The organism is Dryocola sharpae (assembly GCF_051307055.1).
Taxonomy (GTDB): Bacteria; Pseudomonadota; Gammaproteobacteria; order Enterobacterales; family Enterobacteriaceae; genus Dryocola.
In genome coordinates this window covers 2,055,590-2,080,149 of record NZ_CP149994.1, presented here as the reverse complement: position 1 = coordinate 2,080,149, position 24,560 = coordinate 2,055,590, and the positions used below count along the sequence as shown (strand labels likewise).

Sequence of the window (24,560 nt, the reverse complement as noted above, 5' to 3'; positions counted from 1 at the left end):
GTGCATTTTCTCCTGCCTGCGGAAAAGATAACCTTCTGATATACTGCCGGACGTTAATTTCCCGTCGGTCAGGAGTTCAGGGTGCCCGGTTTGCCAGATAATCAGTTGCTGGAAGAGATTCTGGCGCAGGTCAGGCCGCTTACAGGGCAGGGAAAGGTTGCAGATTATATCCCTGCGCTTGCGGAAGTCCCCGCCGATAAGTTAGGCATCGCGATCTGCACCGTAGACGGCGAGCTTTTCAGCGCGGGCGATGCGCAGGAGCGTTTTTCCATTCAGTCGATATCCAAAGTGCTTAGCCTTGCGCTCGCCATGGGCCGCTATGAAGAGGCTGAAATCTGGCGGCGGGTAGGAAAAGAGCCTTCCGGTCAGCCCTTCAACTCTCTGCTGCAGCTCGAACTCGAACAGGGCAAGCCCCGCAACCCGTTTATCAATGCCGGAGCGCTGGTGGTATGCGACATGTTGCAAACACGTCTGAGCGCGCCGCGGCAGCGTATGCTTGAGGTGGTGCGCCAGCTCGCCGGTATCAACGATCTCGCTTACGATACGCGGGTGGCAAAATCGGAGTTCGAACACTCCGCCCGCAACGCGGCCATTGCCTGGCTGATGAAGTCATTCGGTAACTTTGATAACGACGTCACCACCGTGCTGCAGAACTATTTCCATTACTGCTCGTTAAAAATGAGCTGCCTTGAGCTGGCGAAAGCGTTTCTTTTTCTGGCGAATCAGGGACGCTCGCCGCAGCTGGCTGAACCGGTGATCAGCGCCCGGCAAACGCGCCAGATAAATGCCCTGATGGTGACGAGCGGCATGTACGACGGCGCGGGCGAATTCGCTTACCGCGTTGGCATGCCGGGAAAATCGGGCGTGGGCGGCGGGATCGTCGCCATCGTGCCGCACGAGATGTCGATCGCCGTCTGGAGCCCGGAGCTGGATGCCTCGGGTAACTCGCTGGCGGGCACGGCCGCGCTGGAGATTCTGGCTCAGCGTATTGGCCGGTCTATTTTTTAACCGCAAGCAGGGGTAGATCTCCTGTAAACCAACGGCTCAGTACAACCTGTTGTACTCCTCGCGAAAAAATCTGCGCGTTTTATCACATTTCTCCATGCCAAAAATTCTTACAGGGCGACAGAGCGGCGAAGTTTGACGCGCCTCACATAAGCATCCTGTCGCCGCCGCCACACTTGTTTCCATCAGACGAGACCGGAGTCCAATCTAATGGAATCAACCAAAGTGCCCGCCCTGACGCGGGCCATCGAGATCATGAATTTCATCGCGCGACGGGGGCCATCCAGCGCGGCAGTCCTTATCAGCGAGCTGGGGATCCCAAAAAGTACGCTCTACCTGCTGCTTGCCGAACTCAGAAAGCATCGCTTTGTGACGGTGGACGCGCAGGATAACTACTGTCTGTGGACCAAACTGGTGGAGCTGGCGGGCCACGCGCTGAGCAAAATCGACCTGCGCGATATTGCCCGCAAACGCCTTACTCAGCTGATGGAGCAGACCGGGCTGCTTTGCCATCTCGGCATTATTGATAACGGAAACGCCTACTACATTCTCAAAATCGAATCCTCCGCCACCATCAGCGTGCGCTCGCATGAAGGGAAGAGCCTGTCGCTTAGCCGCTCCGGCATCGGTAAATGCCTGCTGGCCTGGCAGCCGTCGCCGCAGCGCGAAGCTATTCTCGCCGGTCTGGACTACAGCCCCAGAACGCCAACCTCGATTACCACCCCCGAACGTATGGCGGAGGAAATCAGCAAAATTCGCCGTCAGGGCTGGAGCTATGACCACGGAGAGGATTACCCCGATGTGCGCTGTGTCGCCGCCCCGATATTTAACGGAGGCAACGCTCTTACCGCCGCGATTTCCGTGGTGGGCACCCGATTACAAATCAACGATGACAATCGTGACCTGATTGCCAGCCAGACACTTGCCTGCGCGAAAGAGATTTCCCGTCTGCTCGGCTGGCGAAGCCCTTTCGACCTGAAAGCATCATAACTATTACTGAGGAGAGCAGCCGATGACCCTACCTAAAATAAAACAAGTCCGCGCCTGGTATCTGGGCGGTGCAACAGCCGAGAAAGGCAGCGGCGGGGCGGATTACCACGACCAGGGTAATCAGCACTGGATTGACGATCACATCGCTACGCCAATGAGTAAATATCAGCAGTACGAGCAGTCGCGTCAGTCTTTCGGGATTAACGTGCTGGGGACGTTGGTGGTTGAGGTTGAGGCCGATAATGGCCAGACGGGTTTTGCGGTATCCACCGCCGGCGAAATGGGCTGCTTTATCGTTGAGAAGCACCTTAACCGCTTTATTGAGGGCAAATGCGTCAGCGATATCAAGCTGATCCATGATCAGATGCTGGGCGCTACGCTGTATTACTCCGGCTCCGGCGGCCTGGTGATGAACACTATCTCCTGCGTCGATCTGGCGCTGTGGGATCTGTTTGGCAAGGTTGTTGGCCTGCCGGTCTACAAACTGCTTGGCGGCGCGGTGCGCGATGAGATCCAATTCTATGCGACCGGCGCGCGTCCGGATCTTGCCAGAGAAATGGGCTTTATCGGCGGAAAAATGCCGACGCACTGGGGGCCGCATGATGGCGATGCGGGGATCCGTAAAGATGCGGCGATGGTGGCGGAATACCGCGAAAAATGCGGCCCGGATTTCTGGCTGATGCTCGACTGCTGGATGAGCCAGGACGTTAACTACGCCATCAGGCTTGCCCATGCCTGCGCGCCGTACAACCTGAAGTGGCTGGAGGAGTGTCTACCGCCGCAGCAGTATGAAGGCTACCGCGAACTTAAACGCAATGCGCCTGCGGGAATGATGATCACCAGCGGAGAACATCACGGCACGCTCCAGTCATTCCGTACCCTGGCGGAAACCGGCATCGATATCATGCAGCCGGACGTTGGCTGGTGCGGCGGTCTGACGACGCTTGTGGAAATTGCCGCTATCGCCAAATCGCGCGGGCAGCTTGTGGTGCCGCATGGCTCTTCGATCTACTCCCATCACGCGGTGATCACCTTCACCAATACGCCTTTCAGCGAATTCCTGATGACCAGCCCGGACTGCTCAACGATGCGCCCGCAGTTTGACCCGATCCTGATTGATGAACCTGTGCCGGTTAACGGGCGCATGCATAAATCCGTGCTGGATAAACCGGGCTTTGGGGTAGAGCTGAACCGGGATCTGAACCTGAAACGTCCTTATCACCATTAATTAACCGACGTCACGTTTAGCAGGCTGAACTCCTTCAGTAATCGTGACGTTGTAACCTTTTTGCGGCTTTAATGAGGGTAACTGCTATGGATCCCGTTCTGAACAGTGCAGTGAAAAAGAACCGCCTACGTCTGATCCCGTTTATGCTGGCGCTGTATATTCTGGCGTTTCTCGATCGTTCGAATATCGGCTTTGCCAAAGAGACTTACCAGATCGACACCGGGCTGAGTAACGAAGCCTACGCGCTGGGCGCAGGGATATTCTTTGTGGTCTATGCCTTGCTGGGCGTGCCCGCAAACCTGCTGATGCGTAAATGGGGCGCCCGCAGATGGATTGGCGGCACGACCTTGCTGTGGGGAATACTGTCTGCGGCCATGGCGTATGCCGACACAGAAGCGAAGTTCCTTGTTGTGCGCACACTGTTAGGCGCTGCCGAAGCCGGTTTCTTCCCCGGGATGATTTACCTCACCTCGCAGTGGTTCCCGCAACGCAATCGCGCCGCCGTTATGGGCCTGTTTTATATGGGCGCACCGCTGGCCTTAACGCTCGGCTCGCCGCTGTCAGGGGCGTTACTTGAAATGCACGGCTTTATGGGCAGTCCCGGCTGGTACTGGATGTTCCTTATCGAAGGCTTGCTGGCGGTAGCTGCCGGGGCCTTTACCTTCTTCTATCTCGACGATACGCCTGAGAAAGCCCGTTTTCTGACGGATGAAGAGAAACGGGTGCTGCTGGCGCAGCTGGCTGGCGAAGACGAGAAGAAAACGGCCTCACGCTTCAGGGATGCCCTCAGCAATGGCCGTGTCTGGCAGCTGGCGATTATCTATATGACGATTCAGATTGCGGTATACGGGCTGATTTTCTTCCTGCCAACCCAGGTCGCGGAACTGATGGGAACGAAAGTGGGCTTTACCGCCTCGCTGGTTACCGCGATCCCGTGGATAGCGGCGCTGTTTGGCACCTGGTATATCCCACGCTATTCCGACAGAACGGGCGATCGCCGCAACGTTGCCGCTCTGACGCTGCTTGCCGCAGGAATCGGGATCGGCGTTTCAGGCCTGGTGAGTCCGGTTCTGGCGATTGTTGCGCTTTGCGTGGCGGCCGTTGGTTTTATCGCCGTACAGCCCGTGTTCTGGACGATGCCAACGCAGCTGCTCTCCGGCACCGCGCTTGCGGCGGGTATCGGCTTTGTGAACCTGTTCGGGGCGGTTGGCGGCTTCCTGGCACCGCTTATCCGCGTGAAAGCTGAAACCGTTTTTGCCAGCCATGCGGCAGGGCTGCTCGCGCTGGCCGGGATCGCCATTATTGGCTCTTTGATTATTTTCACGCTGCGCGTGGCTAAGCAGACGCCGCTTACCAGCCCGCAGCGCTCTTAACGCATAAGGATTTCTATGAATACAATTTTATCCAACGCCTTCAGGCAAGGATTACTCAACGGTGAGGTGCAGATCGGATTATGGCTGAGCAGCACCTCTTCCTATCTGGCAGAAATTGCGGCGACGTCGGGTTATGACTGGCTGTTGATCGATGGCGAACATGCGCCGAACACCGTACAGGATCTCTACCACCAGCTGCAGGCCATTGCGGCCTACAGCAGTCAGCCGGTTATCAGGCCGGTTGAAGGACAGAAAAGCATTATAAAACAGATGCTGGATATCGGGGCGCGCACGCTGCTGATCCCGATGGTAGACACGCCGGGGCAGGCGCGTGAGATTGTCAGCGCTACGCGCTATCCGCCGACGGGCACGAGAGGCGTAGGGGCAAGCGTCGCACGTGCCGCGCGCTGGGGGCGCGTAGAGAACTATATGGCGCAGGCAAACGACGAGCTGTGCGTGTTGATTCAGGCCGAAAGTAAACTCGCGCTGGATAATCTGGACGCGCTGCTTGAGATTGACGGGATCGACGGGATATTTATCGGGCCTGCGGATCTGTCCGCGTCGCTTGGTTATCCGGACAACGCGGATCATCCCGAGGTGCAGCGTATTATTGAACAAAGCATTCGTCGCATCCGGGCCGCCGGGAAAGCCGCAGGCTTTCTTGCCGTGTCGCCGGAGATGGCGCGTAAGTGCATTGCGTGGGGGGCTAACTTTGTCGCAGTCGGCGTCGATACCATGCTTTATACCCAGGTGCTGGACGCGCGGCTTGCCATGTTTAAAGAGGCGTCTCTGACAGCCAGGCAAAAAAACAGTTACTGATTGTGCAGGCAGGCTCAGGGATGAGCCTATAAGCATTTCCTCTGACGCGCCTTATTGACGCTTTCCCTCGCTTCACCCAGATTACTCGACACCTCTTGTCCAGGATTAATTAAGATGACCGATCTTCTCATTCGCGTACTCTCCTTTTCTGATATTGAATCTTCCCTTACGGAGCTTAATGAAGTGCTGATCGACTGCGTAGCGGACGGCGCGTCGGTAAGCTTTATGCACCCGTTATCCATCGGGAAAGCAACTGCCTTCTGGCAGGGCGTTGCCCATGGCGTGGCGAACCGGGAGCGCGTGGTGCTGGTCGCGGAAGATGAACGCCAGCAGATCGTGGGCACCGTGCAGTTGATTATCGACCAACCGGAAAACCAGCCTCACCGTGCTGACGTGGCGAAACTGCTGGTTCACCCGCGCGCCAGGCGTCGTGGTGCCGCACAACGCCTGATGCAACAGTTAGAAGCTGTCGCGTTACAGGCCGGGAAAACCGTGCTGGTGCTGGATACCGCAACCGGCAGCAGCGCAGAGTTGTTCTACCAAAATAGCGGCTGGCAACGGGCGGGGGAAATCCCTGCATATGCGCTGATGCCTGACGGCGAGCCTTGTGCGACCACTTTCTACTACAAGCACCTCTGAATTAATTGGTATAACAACTTATATTGATCAAAACCGGGTTTTACTTTGACGGATTCTGCTAGCTTGAACGGAATATTTCTGTTCGATAATCTGATTCTTGCCAAGGAATAACATAGTGAAAACGCTTAATCGTCATGATTTTCCCGGTGCCCGCTATCCCGACCGCATTATCCAGTTTGGCGAAGGCAACTTTTTACGCGCCTTCATCGACTGGCAGATAGATTTGCTCAATGAACACACGGATCTTAATGCAGGCGTGGTGATAGTGCGCCCGATAGACAGCGCGTTTCCGCCGTCGCTGACAACCCAGGACGGGCTATATACTACGGTGATCCGCGGTCTTAACGAGCAGGGGAAAGCCGTCAGCGACGCGCGCCTTATCCGCTCGGTAAACCGTGAAATTAACGTTTATCAGGATTACGAGGCGTTCCTGAAGCTCGCGCATAACCCGGATATGCGCTTCGTATTTTCGAACACGACCGAAGCGGGCATCAGCTACCACGCGGGGGATAAGTTTGAAGATGCGCCAGCGGTAAGCTATCCGGCAAAACTGACCCGTTTGCTGTTCGAACGGTTCAGCCATTTTGACGGCGCGGCGGATAAAGGCTGGGTAATCCTTCCCTGCGAACTGATTGATTACAACGGCGCGGCATTGCTGGAGCTGGTGTTGCGCTATGCGCAGGAGTGGGCGCTGCCGGTCGCCTTCAGCAAATGGCTGCAGGAAGCAAACACCTTCTGTTCCACGCTTGTGGACCGCATCGTTACCGGTTATCCGCGCGACGAAGCCGCCGCTATTGAAGCGCAGCTTGGTTATAAAGATGCTTTTATGGATACCGCGGAGCACTTCTACCTGTTTGTGATTCAGGGGCCGGCCTGGCTTGCAAAAGAGTTACGTCTGGATCGGTATCCGCTTAATGTGACGATCGTTGATGATATCAGGCCTTATAAAGCACGTAAGGTAGCTATCCTGAACGGCGTCCATACCGCTCTGGTGCCCGTTGCCTGGCTTGCGGGGCTGAACACCGTTGGCGAAGCCATGAGCGATGCTGACGTTTGCCGCTTTGTGGAGAAAACCATCGCCGAAGAGATCGTTCCGGCGCTGGATTTGCCCCGGGATGAACTGCTGTCGTTTGCTGAAGCCGTGACTGGCCGCTTCCGTAACCCCTATATTCAGCATCAGTTGTTATCCATCGCGCTAAACGGCATGACCAAATTCCGCACGCGCATTCTGCCACAGCTGCTGACGGGGCTTGAGGCAACCGGCGAGCTGCCGCCGCGTCTGACGTTTGCTCTTGCGGCCCTGATCGCGTTTTATCAGGGCGAGCGCAACGGCGAAAGCTATCCGTTGCAGGACGACGAGCGCTGGCTGGTGCGCTATCAAGAGCTTTGGACAAATCTGCGCGACAGGCAAATTGATATCGGGCAGCTTGTTCATACGGTGTTAAGCGACAGCGAACACTGGGGGCAGGATCTGACTGAGGTAGTGAATTTAGTCGACCAGGTTGCTGAAAATCTGCGGTTGATTGAAAGCCAGGGCATGCGCGCCGCGCTGGGCCGTTACTGCTGATTTTTACATGCTATAGTGCCTGTAATTCAGTTTACAGGCGCTTTATGCATGGATAATTCTGCTCTCTGGTTCCACGAATTCGGCCAGCCCGAACAGGTTCTGGCTCTGGAACACTCTTCTTTGGCGCCGCGTGCCGCCGGCAAACTTCGCGTACAAATGCGTTATTCCCCCATAAATCCTTCCGATCTTATTCCCGTAACGGGCGCCTATCGTCACCGCGTCGTTCCTCCTCGCGTGGCTGGTTATGAAGGCATGGGCGTGGTGGCTGAGGCCGATAATCCGGCGTTAATTGGGCGCCGTGTTTTGCCTTTGCGGGGCGAGGGGACATGGCAGCGCTGGCTGGACTGCGATCCGCAATGGGCGGTGCCCGTACCTGACTCCATCCCCGATGTGCTTGCCGCGCGCGGCTATATCAACCCGCTGGCGGCTTACGTGATGCTAAGAAAATGGCCGGTGCAGGGTAAAACGGTATTGCTCACCGCCGCGACCTCATCCTGCGCAGGGCTGCTGGCGCAATGGGCGAAGCGTCAGGGAGCGAAAGCGGTTTTTGGCGTTTATCGTTCGGATAAACAAATCGCAGCGCCTGAACAGGATGGGATTATTCCTGTCAGCGTCAACGATAAAAGCGGGTTGCGTCAGGCCGCACAGCAGGCTGAAATTGCCTTTGACGCGGTCGGCGGCGAGCTGGCGACGGATCTGTTGCAGGCTATGCGCCCGGGCGCGGATTTTATTTCATATGGCCTGCTCAGCGGCCAGCTTTACAAGGTGGCGGGCGGCTATCTTCACCCGCAGCGCTTCCATTTACGCGATACGCTCGCCGTCACTGCGGCTGAAGTCTGGCAGCAGTGGTTTACTGAGCTGTGGGTTATGCTCGCGGTCAGCACGCTGCCGGAAGTACGCTTGTTCCCGCTCGAAAACTGGCGCGAGGCTTTAGCCGAATATGCCGTATCCGGACGGCGCAGCAAACCGATGCTGATGATGTCGCACCCAAAGGGCGCTGAGATGGCTGGCAGAGTTCCTGGTTATTAAAAGTTTCTTTGCAGGTTCCTTTTAAAAACAAAGAATTATATTTTCTGGTTTATCCCGGCCACCCGAAAACTACGCTTTTCGGGTGGCCGTCCTCAATCCTGGCGCCCAAAGGGCGCTTTTGTTTTACGGTTTGTCACCCATGATCGCCTGCAGGGTTTCCTCATCCGGCATCCCCTGATGCTGCTGGAGACGGCCTTCTTTATTGAGGTAATAGATAGAAGGAGTGGCGCTACCGCCCAGCTCATCCATCAGCGCAAGGTTGTTTTTCAGCGCTTCGGTAATTTGCGGTGTGATGCTGGCCGGGGCTTTGAGCGCCATTTTCCCCTGGCTATTTTCATAACCGGCGAGGGTTTTTGCCGGATCTTCAGCCATCATGATGGCGGCGGCTTTCTGAGCGCTGTCCGGGCGCAGCATGCCTACCATCAGCACGCGCAGCTGTACTTTGTCTGACGTCAGCCAGGGCTGCGCTTTTTGCCAGAACTGCGTGCAGTACGGGCAGTAGGGATCGGCGAAGGCATAAACGATATGCGGCGCGTCCGCTTTACCGGCGGCTATCCAGTGATTTTTCTCCAGCTTCTGCCACATCTCTTTGGCCATCGGAGCGTAAACCCATTTTTCGACCTGCTCATCGCTAAGGTTCTTACCGGACGCATCGACCAGATTACCCATGATTGCATGTTGCTTATCCGGCGTCAGATAGACGGTGGTGCCTTGCCCCTGGTACTGCATGGCGTAACCCTGCAGGTTACCGGGCGCTTTAAATTCACCTTTCAGCTCAAATCCCTGCTTCTGCAGGGCTGTAATTGGGGCAGGGAGCGTAGCTTCAGCAGCCAGCACAGAAGAGCTGGCGATAAGCGCGAAAGATAAAACCCAGCTTGATGCACTTTTCATTACTCGTCCTTATCTCGTTTAGCGGATTTTGACCAGCGTTCGTCCCTGGATCGCGTTGTGCAGGAAGGCTTCAGCGACTTTTGGCGCTTCCTCAAGCGTAATTTCCGTTGTTGCGACCTGATAGAAGCTTTCCGGCAGCGCTTTCGCCAGCCGTTCCCATGCGGCGGTACGACGCGCAAACGGCGCGTTAACCGAGTCCACGCCCTGCAAACGAACGTTACGCAAGATAAACGGCATGACGGTGGTCGGCAACTCGAAACCGCCGGCCAGGCCACAGGCCGCCACGCAGCCGGAATAGTTTGTTTGCGCTAACAGTTTTGCCAGCACCGCGCCGCCAACCGTATCTATGGCGCCAGCCCAGACCTGTTTTTCCAGCGGGCGGGTTTGCGCAAAATCGCTGCGGGGAACAACGCGAGCGGCGCCGAGCTTTAACAGATAATCATGTGTGCTTTCGCGGCCCGTGACGGCAGCAACCTGATAGCCAAGCGCATGGAGCAGAGCGACCGCCGTGCTGCCCACGCCGCCGCTCGCGCCGGTTACCACGACTTCACCCGCCGCTGGCGTAACGCCTGCATCTTCAAGCGCCATCACGCAAAGCATGGCGGTCAGGCCAGCGGTACCGACAATCATCGCTTTACGGGCGGTTAACCCTGCGGGAAGAGGCACCAGCCAGTCGCCCTTCACCTGCGCCTGTTCAGCCAGGCCGCCCCAGTGGTTTTCTCCCACGCCCCAGCCGGTTAAGACAACCTGCTGGCCCGCGCTGAAACGCGCATCCTCGCTGCGCTTCACCACGCCTGCAAAATCAATCCCCGGCACCATCGGGAAGCTGCGGACAATTTTGCCTTTGCCCGTGATAGCAAGGGCGTCTTTGTAGTTCAGCCCGGACCAGTCGATATCAACCAGCACCTCGTCAGGCGCGGCGGCAGGGAGACTGATTTGCTTCACGCAGGCCAGGGTTTTACCTTCAGCTTCTTCAAGCACAATCGCTTTCATTGTTTCTCCTCATAATCACAAAAAATAGTCGGTTGCAGGGCGCGTTTGAAAAACGCCCAGAAATCATCCAGCGGCGCCGTACTGTGGAAGAGTTTCGCGCGCATGACCGCGCCTTCCCAGCCGGTCCAGAAGGTCATTGCCAGTTCGGGAGCAGGGCGCATGTCCCGTATCTCGCCGTCGTTAATGGCTTCCTGCAGGCAGCGGGCAACACGCGATTGCCAGTCAAACAGAATGGTTTTAAGCACATCGGCGAAAGTCTCCGGCAGCAGAGGCGATTCCTGCAGTAAATTGCCGACCAGGCATCCCCTCGTGAAGTTAAAGCGGGCCATTCCCGCCCCGGCGGAACGGACAAAATCATCGAGGCGCGCCAGCGCTGGCAGGTCGCTATTCAAGAGATGCTTATCCAGCTTTTGCGCGAAGTAGCGCTGATAGGCTTCAAGCACGGCCAGACCAAAGGCTTCTTTGTTGGCGAAATAATGATAGAAGGAGCCCTTCGGCACGCCGACCGTTCTGACGAGGCTATCAATACCCGTTGAGAGAAAACCATTTTCGGTGACCATCGCCACGCCGGCGCGGATCAGCGCTTCTCGGGTATCCGTAAAGGCTCTGTCGCTTCTCGGGGGCCGTCCCCGACGGGATTTGAACGCTTCAGCATCTGCCATAAGAATTTAGACCGATCGTTTTTTAATTGCCATTACCCTATGCCTGTTTGCCCGATGGATCAATAAGATGAGGAACGAGTTGCAGAATAGATTGATTTCGCTCAGTTTAAGGGTGTCGATGGTCTTTTTCCGGAGGGTGAATATGAAAGTCAGGCTGGCATTGCCCGATGAGGCGCAAGCGCTGTGGGATATCCGCAATCAGGCGATAAGGTATGGTTGCCGCGAAAGCTATGCGGCGGAAGTGATTGCCGCCTGGACGCCGGAGATAATGCCCGCAAATTTCTCCGGCGCCATCGCGAATAATCCATTCTTCGTGGTGGATGACCCGGCCAGCAACAGACCGGCAGCGACAGGCTTTCTGGATCTCACATCCGGTTCGGTAGAAGCCGTGTTTACCTTACCGGCATTTCTGGGGCAGGGAATGGCAAGCCGGATTTTGCAGGCGATAAAAGAAGAGGCCATAAAAAGGGGGCTAACCCAGCTCACGCTTTCTTCAACGCCGAACGCCTGCGCATTTTATGAAAAAAACGGCTTTACCGTGATAGAAGAAGCGCTGTATCCATCGTCACTGGCCGGAACCAGCCTGCGCTGCATGGAGATGGTTTGCGTGTTGCCGGTAATGCAAAGCGAGCAAATTAAGGACGAAGGTAGCAAGTGATGATAGTTTTAAGGGAAATGACCGGGGCTGAGTTCCCCGCTTACCGGACAATATTTATTGCGGAATATGCCCGGGATCTACATGACTCACGCGGATATCCGGTACAGAAGGCCCGGGATATCGCCACCCATGCCATCGATATTTCCCTCACCGAAGGGCCCGACACTGAAGCCAATAATCTGTGGTGTATCTTGTCCGCGGATGAGGAGAACGTGATTGTGGGCTATTTCTGGCTTGCCAGGAATCGGGATGCCGTGTGGATCTCAGATTTTTATCTCTATCCCGAGTGGCGTGGGCGCGGCCTGGGACGCGCAGCGCTGGCACAAATGGAAGCCCGCGTAGCGCTGCAGGTTAGCGAAATCGGGCTAAGAGTTGCCGTGAACAATCCGGCGGCAAAGGCCTTATATGAAAAATGCGGATTTCAGATAACCGGCTTCAATATGATTAAGACAATCTCATAAGCGATACTGCTGGCCCGGTAGAAAGAAAACCGGGCGTTGCCGCCCCCAATATTGCACAAGCCTTTTGGAGACAGTAAGGTGTGCGCAATTTCTAGCGTATCGCAGGACAAAATGACTATGCATCCCTCAAAAGATCCGTTGCACGGTATCACCCTCGAAGTTTTGCTGACCGTTCTGGTGGAGAAATACGGCTGGGCGGAACTGGCGAAGCGTATCAATATCAACTGTTTTAAAAGCGATCCGAGCATTAAATCCAGCCTGAAATTCCTGCGCCGCACGCCCTGGGCGCGCAAAGAAGTAGAAGAGCTTTATATTGATTCCCTGACTGAACAGGCCGCGCCAGAAGAAGAGCCGCCAGCTGCCAGCCCGTGGGCTAACTGGCGAGCAAAAGAAAAAGAGTGACTGGCTCCGGCAGATTAGGGCAGGTAACAGGCGGCGATTATGGTTATGGCTGACGGAACCCCCGGATTGCCTTCAGGCCCGCTTTTAAGGTAGTTGGTCAGCGCTTTGGCCTGCACGGGCTTCTGTTACCCGGCAAGCCGCGCCACGGTGAAACGCGTATGCAGAAACTGTGAGTTGAAAGTTGCTCAGCAAAACAGGAAAGGGGGATCGCCAGACGATACCGGGGATACCGGGGATACAGTGACCCGATTCCATCTATATTTGACCTTTGGGCTACTCACTCTTATTTTATGCTCCTCATATAATGCTTCCATACCTGCAACAGGGCGTCTGCCTCTAAGACACAGGCGTTAAACCTGTTAATAAGATTCAACATATGGAGCAATTAAATGAAGCTGACCCAAATTCGGAATGCCACGCTAACGCTTGAATATGCCGGCACTAAATTTCTGATAGATCCTATGCTGGCCGATAAAGAGGCCTGGGAAGGTTTTCCGGGGACGGCGCGTTCACACCTGCGTAATCCACTCGTGGCGCTGCCGGTATCAATTGATACCCTGCTGGATGTGGATGCGATCGTTGTTACCCACACCCATCCCGATCATTGGGATGAAGGGGCTCAGGAAAAAGTGGCTAAAGAGATGCTCATCCTGACGCAAAACGAAAGCGATGCTGAGCTGATCCGCTCTCAGGGTTTTAGCAACGTGCGCGTTCTTGCGGACAGCAGCGAGTTTGCCGGCATAACCATCATCAAAACTAACGGTCAGCACGGCAGCGATGAGGCTTATGCCAATCCTGAAATAGCAGCCCGTCTTGGCGATGCATGTGGTCTGGTATTTAAACATGACGATGAGAAAACGTTATATATTGCAGGGGACACTATCTGGGTCAATCCATATGTGGACAGCCTTAACGCCTGGAAGCCTGATGTTGTGGTGTTAAATGCCGGTTTTGCACAGGTCGATGGTATCGGCGCGATTATTATGGGTAAAGAAGATATTCTCCATACTCACGAGATTATCCCCCGGGCTATGATTGTGGCATCGCATATGGAAGCCGTTAACCACTGTATCCTCAGCCGTGAAGAACTGCGCGACTATGCTATTGAGAAAGGCATTCAGGACAGCGTGTTAATCCCGGCAGATGGAGAAACCTGTACTTTCTGACAAGGGAAACAGGCGAGGGAAGCCGCCTGTTTACAGGCTTCTGAGCATGGCGGCGGCATTCTCAGGAGCTTCGCCATGTCAGATGAGCCAAACCTGTTCACCCAAACCTGGAAATAACGTTATGTCTGCTCTTTCCGTGGCGGTTATCGCCACCGACGGCTTCAGTCCGTTCCACTTTTCCGTCCCCTGCATCATTTTCGGTCAGGCAATGCCGGAACAGGGGCTGTTCGATCTGCATATCTGTGCAGAGCGGCCGGGTACTGTGCATTCGGACATCGGGATCTCTGTTAACGTCGATAAAGGCCTCGATACGCTGGATACCGCAGATATTGTCATTATTCCATTCTGGAGCCATCCTGAAAACAAACCTTCGGAGACCTTGCTTAAAGCCGTTACAGCGGCCTGGAGGCGTGGGGCCGAAACGGTGGGGCTTTGCCTTGGGACCTACGTGCTCGCCTATGCAGGACTGCTTAATAATCGTCGGGCAGCGACGCACTGGGAGTTTGAACGTGATTTTACCGATCGTTTTCCAGCGGTAAATCTGGATACCAATGCGTTATATATCAACGATGACCGCCTTATCACATCGGCCGGAACGGCTGCAGGGATAGACTGCTGTCTGTACATCGTACGTGAACGATACGGCAGCACGTTGGCTAACCGCGTGGCCCGCCGCATGGTGATCCCGCCTTATCGCGAAGGAGGCCAGGCCCAGTTTATTGAGCGTCCGGTGCCGGAAAGTACCCGTGATAATAAAATTAACGAACTATTGGATTATCTACGGCGCAATCTTGATAAGCCTCACGATCTCGATTCCCTGGCCCGATTTGTGAATATGAGCCGTCGGACATTTACCCGTCATTTTATTAAAGCAACCGGCGTATCCGTTGGTGAATGGCTGAACGCTGAGCGGCTGCACCGCAGCCAGGAACTGCTTGAAACTTCGGACGACAGTGTGGAAACCGTGGCCAGACTGTCAGGTTTTCAATCCCCGGTTTCCTTCCGGCAGAGTTTCAAGGCACGGTTTGACATCAGCCCCAGCGAGTGGCGACGGGCGTTTCGTGGCCCACGAAATGAGCTATGATCCTTATTCGATTTCGTTAAAAGAAATACTACCGGGAATAATAGCGTATCCATCATCGCTATGTGCAGAGGCTAAAAATGTGAAAGAAGGGTTGAAACCCCAGCGGGAGATGCCTGCTGAGGTTATGAATTAACTAACTATCCTTCCTGACATGGCGAAAATGGCCATCCTCCTGAAAGAATCAGATGATAGCGACGCCGCCCGTTACTGCAATGTTTGCGCCGGAAATATAGCTTGCTTCATCGCTGGCCAGCATTACGTAAGCGGCCGCCAGTTCAGCAGGCTGACCCGGACGTTGCATCGGGACTGCGCTGCCAAAATTTTCTATCTGGTCTGGAGCCATAGTCGTCGGTATCAGCGGTGTCCAGATTGGGCCAGGCGCGACGCAATTAGAACGGATGCCTTTCTCAGCGAGCAGCGCAGCAAGGCTACCGGAGAAGTTTATGATGGCCGCCTTCGTGGCAGAATAGGCGATAAGTTTTGGTTTAGGGCTGTCAGCATTAACCGAGGCTGTATTGATTATTGCCCCCCCAGAAGGCATATGGGGAACTGCCGCTTTACAGATCCGGAACATGGCATAAAGGTTTGTTTTCATTGTCCGATCAAACTCTTCATCGCCGATCTCATCCAGTGAATGACGTGTCATCTGATAGGCTGCGTTATTCACAACGATATTGATTTCACCAAAAGCCTCAACGGCGCGTTGCACGATTGCGCTACAGTGTGCCGCTTCCGTGATATCGCCGGGGACCAGTACCGCTTTACGCCCGGCATCCTCGACCAGACGCGCAGTTTCCTTCGCATCTTCATGTTCATCCAGATAAGAGATGAGTACATCTGCGCCTTCCCGCGCAAACGCAATAGCGACCGCCCGGCCGATGCCAGAATCCCCACCGGTAATAAGCGCTTTTTTACCGGCCAGACGGCCTGAACCTTTATAGCTCTCTTCACCATGATCGGGCAGGGGCTGCATATCGCTGGTCTTACCGGGCCATTGTTGCTGCTGGGAAGGGATGGGGGGTTGCGGGCGAGATGAATTCGACATAGAGGCTCCTGTAAGGGATCAATTACTTATCACTCAGTACCAGTTACAAATAGTCAGGCACCGTTTAAATATAAATTAGGATAAACAGTGGGTTAAGATCATCTTTATTCCTGATTGGCCCCTAAGTGTAGTACATAATCGCGGGGCTATATCGATCCGGCACTGAACCTTCTGGCGCCAAACCTTTCTCAGGCAAGGCAGAAAAACGCTGACTATGCTGAAAGGGAATGAATAAACAGATCGGGAGGAACCATGTCAGCGAATAATCAGGATTTGATGCCCTATAACCTTTTCTATATCCAGGATCGCTTGCTGGTACAAAATATTGATGGCCACGTCGTGGATATTGGCGGTGCCACCCAGCAAGCGGGTCGCTTTCACTGGCATCTTGATGGCAACGATGAGCAGGGCGCGAGTGATTCCGTTGACGCTATGCTGCGTGACGTAGAGCAGCATCTGAGCTTCCTGTTTCTCGACGGCCAGTTTACCAGCCTGGAGGATCTCAGTGAACGTTATGCCGATATGCTGGAGAGCGCGCCTTCACGCCTGATTGCTCTGCACGAGCTGAGCGAGCGCGATGAAAAGGACGTTCGCTAAGCCGTGAGGTTCACTTTCCGCTTTTTAAACACAGAATGTGATAGCGTCGGCCAGTCACAAAATAATTTGCTGCTGGCCGCGCAGGCCTGGTGACTTCAGTTACTTTCTCTGACGCTGATTACAGCGCGGCGGCGCTTTTGTAAAGAGGGCTTTGCATAAATGCATGACACATCACGAAGAGCGGTTAATAGCTCCAGCGCGCAACGCAGCCCAGGAAGTTGATGGATCCAACCGGCCTGACAGATTGTCCGGCATCAACAGTAGCAAGCAATCGTTTCATTTAAATCAGGTCCCGAAGAAAAACAACAGGACGACCCGTAAGCCAGATAAAAGGCCGCAAGACATTTCGACCGTTATGCGAACCAACAATGCTCGGGCGGGAATAAACCTGAGCGGCATAGTCATCGGCAATCGTACCGGATTCTGCCTGACGTAATCTTGGTGCGCATAATGTATATTATGTTAAATGAACTAAGTAAGCGGGTTATTGGTGTCAGCAGTTATGATCTTTATCATTCTCTCAGTCACGGGATCGCACTGCCCTAACTTTTGGAGGCAAAACTCCGGCATGCAGCCGAAACAGGAAAGCCCTATGCGGAATTTGAAAGGCTTTACACACTTAAAATTAAATTACCCGGCACGCTGAAATAACATGCAGGGAGACTTCAGATATGATCCCTGAAACCAGCAACTTACCTCACCCAGTCTTCCAGCGTCAGACCCGGCACCCGCTCAAACTCTCTCATATTATTCGTCACCAGCACGGCGCCGGCGGCGATGGCGTGCCCGGCGATCGCCGTGTCGTTCGGGCTGATCGGTGTCCCGGCCGCGGCCAGCGCCGCTTTGATTTCCGTGGTGGCGTCGACTGCCGCCCGATCCCAGGCAAGCACGGCATCGAGGCGGGCGCAGAACGCATCGACCAGCTGGCCGTGGCGGGACGAGGCTTTCTTTCCGATCGTCCCGAAACGCATCTCAGCATAGGTGATGGCCGAGACCACGATGCGATGGTTACGCAGCACCGCCTGCTCCAGGCGTCTTATCACGGCTTCCGGCTGCTCGCGCATGATGAACGAGCAGATGTTGGTGTCCAACATATAGGTCTTGTTCACAGGTCAAATCGTCCTTCATCGGTGACAACGTCCTCACGCTCCGCCATAAAGTCCGGATCGGCCTTCCCGAGCTGCGCGAACGAGCCCCAGGTCGGCCGGACGGGACGCAGGATGATACTGTCTCCTTCCCGGACGATCTCCAGCTCGCTAACCCCCTCAAAATCCAGATCGCGGGGCAGACGGATGGCACGGTTGTTGCCATTTTTGAAAATAGATACGGTTCTCATCGTGCTTCTCCTGGCCCAATGGCCTCTATACATATGTCTAGTATATGTCCATATAATGAGCGTGTATAGGTAACTCTCTTAATGCATGCCTGGCTTTACCATGCCCTTTTCTTTTTATCCTGATGATGGGATCTGAAAAACAAAGCCCACGGATGTGACTGCGATGAGAAGACCCGCCGCAGCGGATTTTGTTTATCAGTAATCTTTATTCGGGCGTTTATCCGCCAGTAAATGCCTATCGGGATCGTAGCCATGAAGAATACCTATGGCTTTATTGACTCAGGCGCGAATAATAAGAGAATGTTTCTTTTCAAGCGTCAGTCAGAAAACGGAGCCTATCATCAGCTGTTCTTGTCGCTTTTCACGCATCGCCAAAGTGAAACGGTCAGGCGGTCTGCTTGCCGCTGCGCTTTTACTTATCAGCTGCGCCTCTGCGCCGCCGCAGTCGCTTATTACTCCGCTTCCTCACGGCGTTAAGCCCGCTGCGGGAAACGCTTCGCAGCATCCGGAACAGCTGCGCGGCGTCTGGCTGACAACGGTTTCCCGCCTTGACTGGCCGCCGGCAGCCTCAGTTAACGGCGGCAGCGCGGCCAGCCGCATCAGCCTGCAGCAAAACGCGCTGAAAGATAAATTAGATAAATTAAAAAGTCTGGGTATCAATACCCTGTTCTTTCAGGTTAAGCCTGACGGCACCGCTATGTGGCCGTCCAGAATTTTGCCGTGGTCAGATATGCTGACCGGGCATATTGGCGAGGATCCTGGCTACGATCCGCTGCAGTTTATGCTCGATGAAGCCCACAAGCGCGGCATAAAAGTCCATGCCTGGTTTAATCCCTACCGCGTATCCGTTAATACCAGGCCTGCAACGGTTGCGGAACTCAATCGTACCCTGTCGCTACAACCGCCCAGCGTATTCGTGCTGCATCGCGACTGGATACGCACGGCTGGCGAGCGGTTCGTACTGGATCCGGGCATTCCTGAAGTACGTGACTGGATAACCAGTATCGTGGCCGAAGTCGTTACGAGTTACGCCGTTGACGGCGTGCAGTTTGATGACTATTTCTATGCCGAATCACCCGGATCCGTTATTAATGACAGCCAGACGTTTAAAACCTATGGCCGGGGATTTAACTCAAAAGCAGACTGGCGAAGGCACAACACCCAGCAATTAATTGAACAGGTTTCCCGCACTATCAGACAGCTGAAACCCGGCGTTCAGTTTGGCGTCAGCCCTGCGGGCGTATGGCGTAATCGCTCATACGATGCGGCTGGTTCCGATACGCGAGGCGCTGCGGCATATGACGAATCTTATGCCGATACCCGCCGTTGGGTACAACAGGGCCTGCTGGATTATATCGCTCCACAGCTGTACTGGCCCTTCTCACGCGACGCGGCCCGTTATGACGTACTCGCAAAATGGTGGGCGAATGTAGTACAGCCAACAAACACGCGCCTTTATATCGGCGTGGCGTTGTACAAAGTGGGAATGCCATCGAAGAATGAACCAGACTGGATGATAAACGGCGGCGTGCCGGAGCTAAAAAAACAGCTCGACTTGAATGAATCCGTGCCGCAGATTCAAGGCACTATTCTGTTCAGAGAGAGCTATCTTAATCAACCGCAGACCCGGGAAGCGGTCAGGTACCTGAAAAGCCGATGGGGAAGCTAAATGTCTTTATGGTCACCGTTATCTCTTACGATTAAGCCTGATGGAAAGCGATCGCAAATCCCTGCTCCTGCCAGTGCTCCAGCTGCTCCTGCTGGCGTCGCGATAACCCTTTCCCTGTCCATACAAAGATTTGTTGGCCGGGAAAGAGTTCCGGACGCGGCGAATCAAGCGGCTCCGCCAGCACATCAATGCGCCAGCCTCGCCGGGAAAGACGCCACGCTTCGAGCCACAGTCGCGTGCGGTCATCGCTGTCCCAGCCGATTAGTAAAGCATCCTTTCCTTCTTTATTACGCGATTCGGCAAGGCCCCGGACGGCGTAATCAATCAGGACGCCGTCCAGCATGCTGCACATCGCGCGAGCGGTGTTTTGATCGCGGCTAAGCCGCTGGCGAACGGGAATCAAAATGTGGTCAATTAGCGCATCAACCGGGCATTCCTGCCCTATTGCCATAATTTTGGCGCGCAGTTTAGCGGGATGAACAAAGCGCAGCGCGGCCATCATATCTTCCTGCAGAGCGGTCCAGTCGTCATGTACCGCAGCCCTGCTGCCTTCCAGCAGCGCCCTGACCTTGCTAACGGGCACGCCGCTTTTTATCCAGCGTTTAATCTCTTCAATACGCTGGATATCCTCTTCGTCGAACTGGCGGTGCCCGCCTTCGCTGCGCTGAGGCTTAAGCAAGCCGTAACGTCGCTGCCAGGCTCGCAGCGTCACAGGGTTAATTGCGCATCGCTCGGCGACTTCGCCGATACTGTAAAAGGCCATTGATTCCCTCGTGCTTAAAACATCCGTGTCCAAACTATACAATCCATACTGCTTGTACAAATAATTTTACATTGTACAACTTAAGCGTCATGCCCTGCTCTTTTTTCAGGCCATTCTACCGGCGGAATACCGTTAAAACATGGACCGGCGAACAAATGCCCCTGAAACTGGGAGATGCCTGCGGACTCCAGCCACATCCACTCTTCGGCCTTCTCTACCCCCACGGCGGAAACGGTTATTTCAAGCGAAGAACAACATTTAATGATGGCCTGAATAATAGCCTGACGTGGACCGCTGTTATGGACATCCTGAATAAGGGCGCGATTAATTTTGATTCTGTCCGGCTGATACTGCGCCAGCAGTAAAAGCCCGGCAAAGCCCGCGCCAAAATGGTCGATGGCCACGCTAATGCCGGCCGCTTTCAGCTGCCTTATCGCATCAGTGAACTCATCGAGTTGCGAGATAACCTCGCTTTCGGTAAATTCAACGATTATTTGCTCGGGGATCAGTCCGTTCGCGCTTATTTCCTGCAACAGGAAGCTAACCGCGCCGGGCACCTTAACCAGCGTCATAGGAAGCAGATTCACAGACAGCATTTGCTCCTTAAGATTTAACGCACCGGCCATCGCAAACGCCACTTTTTTACTGCTGAGATCGGCCTCATAGAGTTCATTCCCGCTTAACCCCTCGAAATAAGCCTGCGGCGAGTCGCCATCCGGCGTCCGGATCAAAGCTTCCAGCGATACAATCTGCCGGGCAAAGGGATCGATAATCGGCTGAAAGGCAAAGCTACAGTTGGCTTTGTTATCAGCAATCAGGGTTTCTGGCCGCCCGACCCCGTCATCGGCAACAAAGTCCCATGAGTCGCCAGAAGGGATCTCAAAATAGTTCTCTTTTTCCGTAGATTCAACGAAGGTTCGGAAGAAACGCAGCGCGCGATCGTTATAAATTAGCTGATATTTAGAGGTGCCTTTATCAAGCACCGTCTGCAGCACTTCATCCCTGTCATGCTCTCTTAAATCAAAGAGTTCCATTCCTGTCTTACCGAAGCGTCGTGAAGGCGCATAATCACACAGCAGCTCGACCAGATTATAATGGCGCGGATCTTCACAAATTTGCCGGTAAATCTTAAAAACATTCTCCTCAGGCCCTTCAAGCAACTGAAAGAAATGCGTGCCGTTAAACAGCAGAATTCCTGTCACATCGGCCTGTTCATTTCTTTTATTCGCCGCAGCCACCATGTCGACAAGCGATTTAACCGGAACGTTTTCGCAGATATGGCTGCGATAAATGATAGTTGTAAGCATTTTTTATCCGTTGCAGGAGCGTCTGTCGGCAACCTTAACAGACGCACGTTTCTACGTCCTGTGAAACCACAGTTGAAATTAACAAAAATTCTGCTTTTTGCCGTCAGCGTTAAGCGTGCCGATCGTATTTTAAACTCCCCTCTGCGGTATTTGTACAAAATTTCTAAAATCTGCTGCCGTATATTTTATTTTTAACCAATTGATATTTAAAGGTTAGCACTTTTTGATCAAGCCTGCGGCTAAATTTGTACACCTTTCAATGTACAGGTTTTTAATTTTTGTATAGCTTTATCTGCAACTTTACTGATTTTTAACACCTTTACAGGAGTGACATATGCGCCAGAGCGGTTACATGCCGGATACGGCTAATGCCATTACCCGCTATTTCAATAAAGCTGCCCTGCCTTCTCAGCAGGAAACCCTGGGACAAATCGTGGTGGAGATCTTAAGCGACGGCCGCAGCCTGAATCGAAAGGCCATCTGCACCAAACTGCTTCGTCGTGTCGAACAGGCCTCCGACCAGCACGAAGAAAACCATTACCACACGCTGATCGGTCTGCTGTTTGAGCGTTAAAATTGACAGCTTTACGGCTCCGGAATACAGATGACCTGCGTTAATCCTGGCGGGAGAAATATTTCAGGTTTGATAAATACCTGACAACCTTAAGCCGCTCTCCTTCACCGGAGAACTGACTTCATGCCGCTTTTTCTTTCCTGATGGCGCGGCATCAGAGATGCAGTTATGAATAACAGTGATGATGAATACCTGACAGATACGGTTATCGGAGAAGCCATACTTTCTTTGCTGCTCGAAAACGGGCCTGTCAGCACCAGGGCGCTTATCGCCAGGCTGCAAAGCATGGCGACCGCAGAATCCGACCCTGCGCGACGCGCGATAATGGCTGACGTTATTGCTGATATCAGTAACAACAATATGGCAAATATGATTCGTACCACGCGCGCACGGAAGAACCGCCCGGTAAATAAGAACAACGTATATCCCTTGTTTGTTAATGACCAGCCGCCTGGCGGCGGTAAAAAGCACTGACTACCCCATTGACTAATAACTTAAACGGTGAGAGTTAAATGACTCAGATTCAGATGATGCTTCAAAAATCAGATATTCATGCATATCTGCCCGACACGGCACTGTCTGCATACTTTCGTAACGCTGGCGATCTGCTGGCAGAGGAGTCCGCTTTACTGGGAGCCGCGATCCGCAGCATTCTTGCTTCAGACGGCCATCTTACGAATAAGGCCATTATTTTAAGGTTAATAAACGCGCTCGAGTCCGTTGACGATGTCGTGGCGAGTGACATTATCCGTAAGACGCTGGAAATCGTAGTCGATCATACGAGCGACGATATCTGAGTATTCAGGGTTCGGGCCTTCAGACCAAACCCCATAAGTGGCGGGAGAGATATAAATAACTCATTGAATTTATATAAAAAATCGGGATTGCGAAGCGCTACGTGAATTCTGGTCATTCAGCAGCACATAAATACCGCAGAATCTACGCAGACGCATGAAAAAGGGCAGCTCCCTGCCCTTATTTCATACTCATTGCTTTATTGCGCGGCGCTTACGCGCCAGACCGCATCTCCGGCGTCGTCGGCAATTATCACCCCGCCCTGTTTATCCATCGCCAGCCCAACCGGTAATCCGCGAACCTGCTTTTGATCGTCGGTCAAAAAACCGGTAACCACGGGCTTTGGTAACCCTACCGGTTGACCATTTTCAAATTTTACCCATATCACCTGATAACCGTTCAGCGGTTTTCGGTTCCAGCTACCGTGTTCGCTGATGAACGCGCCGTTTCGATATTGCGGCATATTGTCCCCGGTATAAAACAGAAAGCCTAAAGGCGCCACGTGGGAACTCAGAGCGTAATCAGGCTTAATGGCTTTCCCGACCAGATCCGGACGCGGGGGTTTTACGCGTTCATCCACATGCTGCCCATAGTAGCTGTATGGCCAGCCATAAAATCCTTTTTCCTGTACGGATGTCATATAGTCCGGCACGAGATCGGAGCCGATTTCATCCCGCTCGTTAACGATGGCCCAAAGCTTACCGCTCTCAGGCTCCCACTGCAGGCCCGTAGGGTTTCGTAAACCACTGGCGTAGATCCGGCTGGCGCCTGTGGCCGCGTCAACTTCCAGCACGGCGGCCCGCCGGTCTTCCGCGCCGATGCCGTTCTCGGTAATGTTGCTGTTAGAACCGACGCCCACATAGAGTTTGCTGCCGTCCGGGCTTGCCAGCAGAGATTTTGTCCAGTGATGGTTTATCGGCCCGCCCGGTAATTCAGTGACAACGTCACCTGAACCCTGGATTGCCGTCTGGCCTTCCTGATAAGGGAATTTCACCAGGCTGTCGGCGTTGGCTACCCATAAAGTGTTGCCGATAAGCTGCATCCCGAAGGGGGAATTCAGGTGCGCTATAAAAATGTGTTTCTGCCATTTACCCTCCACGTTGCGCAGCAATGTAATGCGGTTACCTCCTTCGCCGCCCTTGCCAGACGACTTTTGCACGAGGCCCATAATGATTTCTTTAGGGCGCGCGGGTGCTTTTTTAGCGGGCCCGTTTGCTTCCGCCACCAGGATATCGTTATTGGGCAGGACGTAAACCTGGCGCGGATGTTTCAGACCATCGGCAATTTTTTCAATCTTCAGCCCCTCGGCCACTTTCGGCATTTCACCCTTTTTCCAGGCGGTCGCTTCGGGAACCTTCATCGGCGGTAAAAGGAAGTTCTGCGCCTGCGGAATTTCAGGGTTGGGGCCTGTCTGTTTTTGCGGATCCAGCTGGGCATTGTCATCACAGCTGCTCAGCACGCTGGCAAGAATGACGGCAAGTAACGCGCGTTTATGAATATTCATGCT

At 54.0% G+C, this 24,560-nt stretch carries 27 protein-coding genes and 1 pseudogene; 19 read left to right on the top strand and 9 right to left on the bottom strand.

Annotation, left to right across the window (positions count from 1 at the left end; genetic code table 11):
* Positions 1–81 precede the first annotated feature (81 nt).
* The 8 genes from glsB to WLO31_RS10030 all read left to right on the top strand — a co-directional run bounded on the left by glsB (position 82) and on the right by WLO31_RS10030 (position 8,650).
* A complete protein-coding gene (gene glsB / locus WLO31_RS10065; RefSeq protein WP_435930311.1) occupies positions 82–1,008 on the top strand; it encodes a glutaminase B in 927 nt (308 codons plus the stop codon).
* 207 nt (positions 1,009–1,215) lie between these two features.
* Complete coding sequence (locus tag WLO31_RS10060) at positions 1,216–1,995, top strand: IclR family transcriptional regulator (RefSeq protein ID WP_435930310.1); 780 nt, start codon at positions 1,216–1,218, stop codon at positions 1,993–1,995.
* Positions 1,996–2,017: 22 nt separating this feature from the next.
* The gene (rhmD, locus tag WLO31_RS10055) at positions 2,018–3,223 is read left to right on the top strand and encodes an L-rhamnonate dehydratase (RefSeq protein WP_435930308.1); all 1,206 of its coding nucleotides are present in this window, start codon (positions 2,018–2,020) and stop codon (positions 3,221–3,223) included.
* An 86-nt stretch (positions 3,224–3,309) separates the two neighbouring features.
* Positions 3,310–4,596: an MFS transporter gene (locus WLO31_RS10050; RefSeq protein WP_435930306.1), complete on the top strand. Its 1,287-nt coding sequence runs from the start codon at positions 3,310–3,312 to the stop codon at positions 4,594–4,596.
* A gap of 15 nt (positions 4,597–4,611) precedes the next feature.
* Positions 4,612–5,415: a 2-keto-3-deoxy-L-rhamnonate aldolase gene (yfaU, locus tag WLO31_RS10045; RefSeq protein WP_435930305.1), complete on the top strand. Its 804-nt coding sequence runs from the start codon at positions 4,612–4,614 to the stop codon at positions 5,413–5,415.
* A gap of 114 nt (positions 5,416–5,529) precedes the next feature.
* A complete protein-coding gene (locus tag WLO31_RS10040; protein ID WP_435930303.1) occupies positions 5,530–6,054 on the top strand; it encodes a GNAT family N-acetyltransferase in 525 nt (174 codons plus the stop codon).
* A gap of 115 nt (positions 6,055–6,169) precedes the next feature.
* Positions 6,170–7,621 carry a tagaturonate reductase gene (locus WLO31_RS10035; RefSeq protein WP_435930302.1) on the top strand — a complete coding sequence of 484 codons (1,452 nt, stop codon included), beginning with the start codon at positions 6,170–6,172 and terminating at the stop codon, positions 7,619–7,621.
* Positions 7,622–7,669: 48 nt separating this feature from the next.
* Positions 7,670–8,650 carry a zinc-dependent alcohol dehydrogenase family protein gene (locus WLO31_RS10030; RefSeq protein ID WP_435930301.1) on the top strand — a complete coding sequence of 327 codons (981 nt, stop codon included), beginning with the start codon at positions 7,670–7,672 and terminating at the stop codon, positions 8,648–8,650.
* 123 nt (positions 8,651–8,773) lie between these two features.
* Here WLO31_RS10030 and dsbG read toward each other — a convergent pair whose 3' ends face one another.
* From dsbG to acuR, 3 genes are read right to left on the bottom strand one after another with little or no spacing between them, the layout of a single operon-like run.
* Entirely contained in the window at positions 8,774–9,541 is a 768-nt protein-coding gene (gene dsbG, locus WLO31_RS10025; RefSeq protein ID WP_435930300.1) for a thiol:disulfide interchange protein DsbG, read from the bottom strand.
* Positions 9,542–9,559: 18 nt separating this feature from the next.
* Positions 9,560–10,534 (bottom strand): oxidoreductase, encoded by a 975-nt coding sequence (locus WLO31_RS10020; protein WP_435930299.1) that lies wholly within the window; start codon positions 10,532–10,534, stop codon positions 9,560–9,562.
* The gene (gene acuR / locus WLO31_RS10015; RefSeq protein WP_435930297.1) at positions 10,531–11,196 is read right to left on the bottom strand and encodes an acrylate utilization transcriptional regulator AcuR; all 666 of its coding nucleotides are present in this window, start codon (positions 11,194–11,196) and stop codon (positions 10,531–10,533) included. The genes WLO31_RS10020 and acuR overlap by 4 nt, the downstream gene beginning before the upstream one ends.
* Before the next feature lie 142 nt (positions 11,197–11,338).
* On the opposite strand from acuR, the gene WLO31_RS10010 reads away from it, so the two are divergent.
* From WLO31_RS10010 to WLO31_RS09990, 5 genes are all read left to right on the top strand, one after another.
* The gene (locus WLO31_RS10010) at positions 11,339–11,854 is read left to right on the top strand and encodes an N-acetyltransferase family protein (RefSeq protein WP_435930296.1); all 516 of its coding nucleotides are present in this window, start codon (positions 11,339–11,341) and stop codon (positions 11,852–11,854) included.
* On the top strand, positions 11,854–12,315 hold the full coding sequence (locus WLO31_RS10005; protein ID WP_435930295.1) for a GNAT family N-acetyltransferase: 462 nt from the start codon (positions 11,854–11,856) through the stop codon (positions 12,313–12,315). The genes WLO31_RS10010 and WLO31_RS10005 overlap by 1 nt, the downstream gene beginning before the upstream one ends.
* Positions 12,316–12,426: 111 nt before the next feature.
* Positions 12,427–12,717, top strand: a complete 291-nt coding sequence (locus tag WLO31_RS10000) for a VF530 family DNA-binding protein (RefSeq protein WP_435930294.1) — start codon at positions 12,427–12,429, stop codon at positions 12,715–12,717.
* Positions 12,718–13,106: 389 nt separating this feature from the next.
* Positions 13,107–13,883: an MBL fold metallo-hydrolase gene (locus WLO31_RS09995; protein WP_435930293.1), complete on the top strand. Its 777-nt coding sequence runs from the start codon at positions 13,107–13,109 to the stop codon at positions 13,881–13,883.
* Positions 13,884–14,004: 121 nt separating this feature from the next.
* Positions 14,005–14,967, top strand: coding sequence for a GlxA family transcriptional regulator (locus WLO31_RS09990; protein WP_435930292.1), 963 nt, complete (start codon positions 14,005–14,007; stop codon positions 14,965–14,967).
* A gap of 181 nt (positions 14,968–15,148) precedes the next feature.
* Here WLO31_RS09990 and WLO31_RS09985 read toward each other — a convergent pair whose 3' ends face one another.
* Positions 15,149–16,012, bottom strand: coding sequence for a glucose 1-dehydrogenase (locus tag WLO31_RS09985; RefSeq protein ID WP_435930291.1), 864 nt, complete (start codon positions 16,010–16,012; stop codon positions 15,149–15,151).
* A 252-nt stretch (positions 16,013–16,264) separates the two neighbouring features.
* On the opposite strand from WLO31_RS09985, the gene WLO31_RS09980 reads away from it, so the two are divergent.
* Positions 16,265–16,609 (top strand): hypothetical protein, encoded by a 345-nt coding sequence (locus WLO31_RS09980; protein ID WP_435930290.1) that lies wholly within the window; start codon positions 16,265–16,267, stop codon positions 16,607–16,609.
* Positions 16,610–17,086: 477 nt separating this feature from the next.
* A pseudogene (locus WLO31_RS09975) lies at positions 17,087–17,260 on the top strand (restriction endonuclease); the annotation flags it as partial.
* Between the two features lie 41 nt (positions 17,261–17,301).
* Here WLO31_RS09975 and WLO31_RS09970 read toward each other — a convergent pair.
* A complete protein-coding gene (locus WLO31_RS09970; protein ID WP_435930289.1) occupies positions 17,302–17,718 on the bottom strand; it encodes a PIN domain-containing protein in 417 nt (138 codons plus the stop codon).
* Positions 17,715–17,945: a type II toxin-antitoxin system VapB family antitoxin gene (gene vapB / locus WLO31_RS09965; RefSeq protein ID WP_435930288.1), complete on the bottom strand. Its 231-nt coding sequence runs from the start codon at positions 17,943–17,945 to the stop codon at positions 17,715–17,717. The genes WLO31_RS09970 and vapB overlap by 4 nt, the downstream gene beginning before the upstream one ends.
* A gap of 367 nt (positions 17,946–18,312) precedes the next feature.
* Between vapB and WLO31_RS09960 the strand changes: the two genes are divergently transcribed.
* Positions 18,313–19,614 (top strand): glycoside hydrolase family 10 protein, encoded by a 1,302-nt coding sequence (locus WLO31_RS09960; RefSeq protein WP_435930580.1) that lies wholly within the window; start codon positions 18,313–18,315, stop codon positions 19,612–19,614.
* Positions 19,615–19,645: 31 nt separating this feature from the next.
* On the opposite strand, the gene WLO31_RS09955 is transcribed toward WLO31_RS09960, so the two are convergent.
* The gene (locus tag WLO31_RS09955) at positions 19,646–20,377 is read right to left on the bottom strand and encodes a MerR family transcriptional regulator (protein WP_435930287.1); all 732 of its coding nucleotides are present in this window, start codon (positions 20,375–20,377) and stop codon (positions 19,646–19,648) included.
* A gap of 80 nt (positions 20,378–20,457) precedes the next feature.
* The gene (locus WLO31_RS09950) at positions 20,458–21,684 is read right to left on the bottom strand and encodes a diguanylate phosphodiesterase (protein ID WP_435930286.1); all 1,227 of its coding nucleotides are present in this window, start codon (positions 21,682–21,684) and stop codon (positions 20,458–20,460) included.
* Between the two features lie 334 nt (positions 21,685–22,018).
* On the opposite strand from WLO31_RS09950, the gene ycgZ reads away from it, so the two are divergent.
* From ycgZ to WLO31_RS09935, 3 genes are all read left to right on the top strand, one after another.
* Entirely contained in the window at positions 22,019–22,258 is a 240-nt protein-coding gene (gene ycgZ, locus WLO31_RS09945) for a regulatory protein YcgZ (protein ID WP_435930285.1), read from the top strand.
* A 168-nt stretch (positions 22,259–22,426) separates the two neighbouring features.
* Entirely contained in the window at positions 22,427–22,732 is a 306-nt protein-coding gene (locus tag WLO31_RS09940; protein WP_435930284.1) for a hypothetical protein, read from the top strand.
* A 56-nt stretch (positions 22,733–22,788) separates the two neighbouring features.
* A complete protein-coding gene (locus WLO31_RS09935) occupies positions 22,789–23,055 on the top strand; it encodes a biofilm development regulator YmgB/AriR family protein (RefSeq protein WP_435930579.1) in 267 nt (88 codons plus the stop codon).
* A gap of 197 nt (positions 23,056–23,252) precedes the next feature.
* On the opposite strand, the gene WLO31_RS09930 is transcribed toward WLO31_RS09935, so the two are convergent.
* Positions 23,253–24,557, bottom strand: a complete 1,305-nt coding sequence (locus tag WLO31_RS09930) for a PQQ-dependent sugar dehydrogenase (RefSeq protein WP_435930283.1) — start codon at positions 24,555–24,557, stop codon at positions 23,253–23,255.
* Positions 24,558–24,560: the final 3 nt, after the last annotated feature.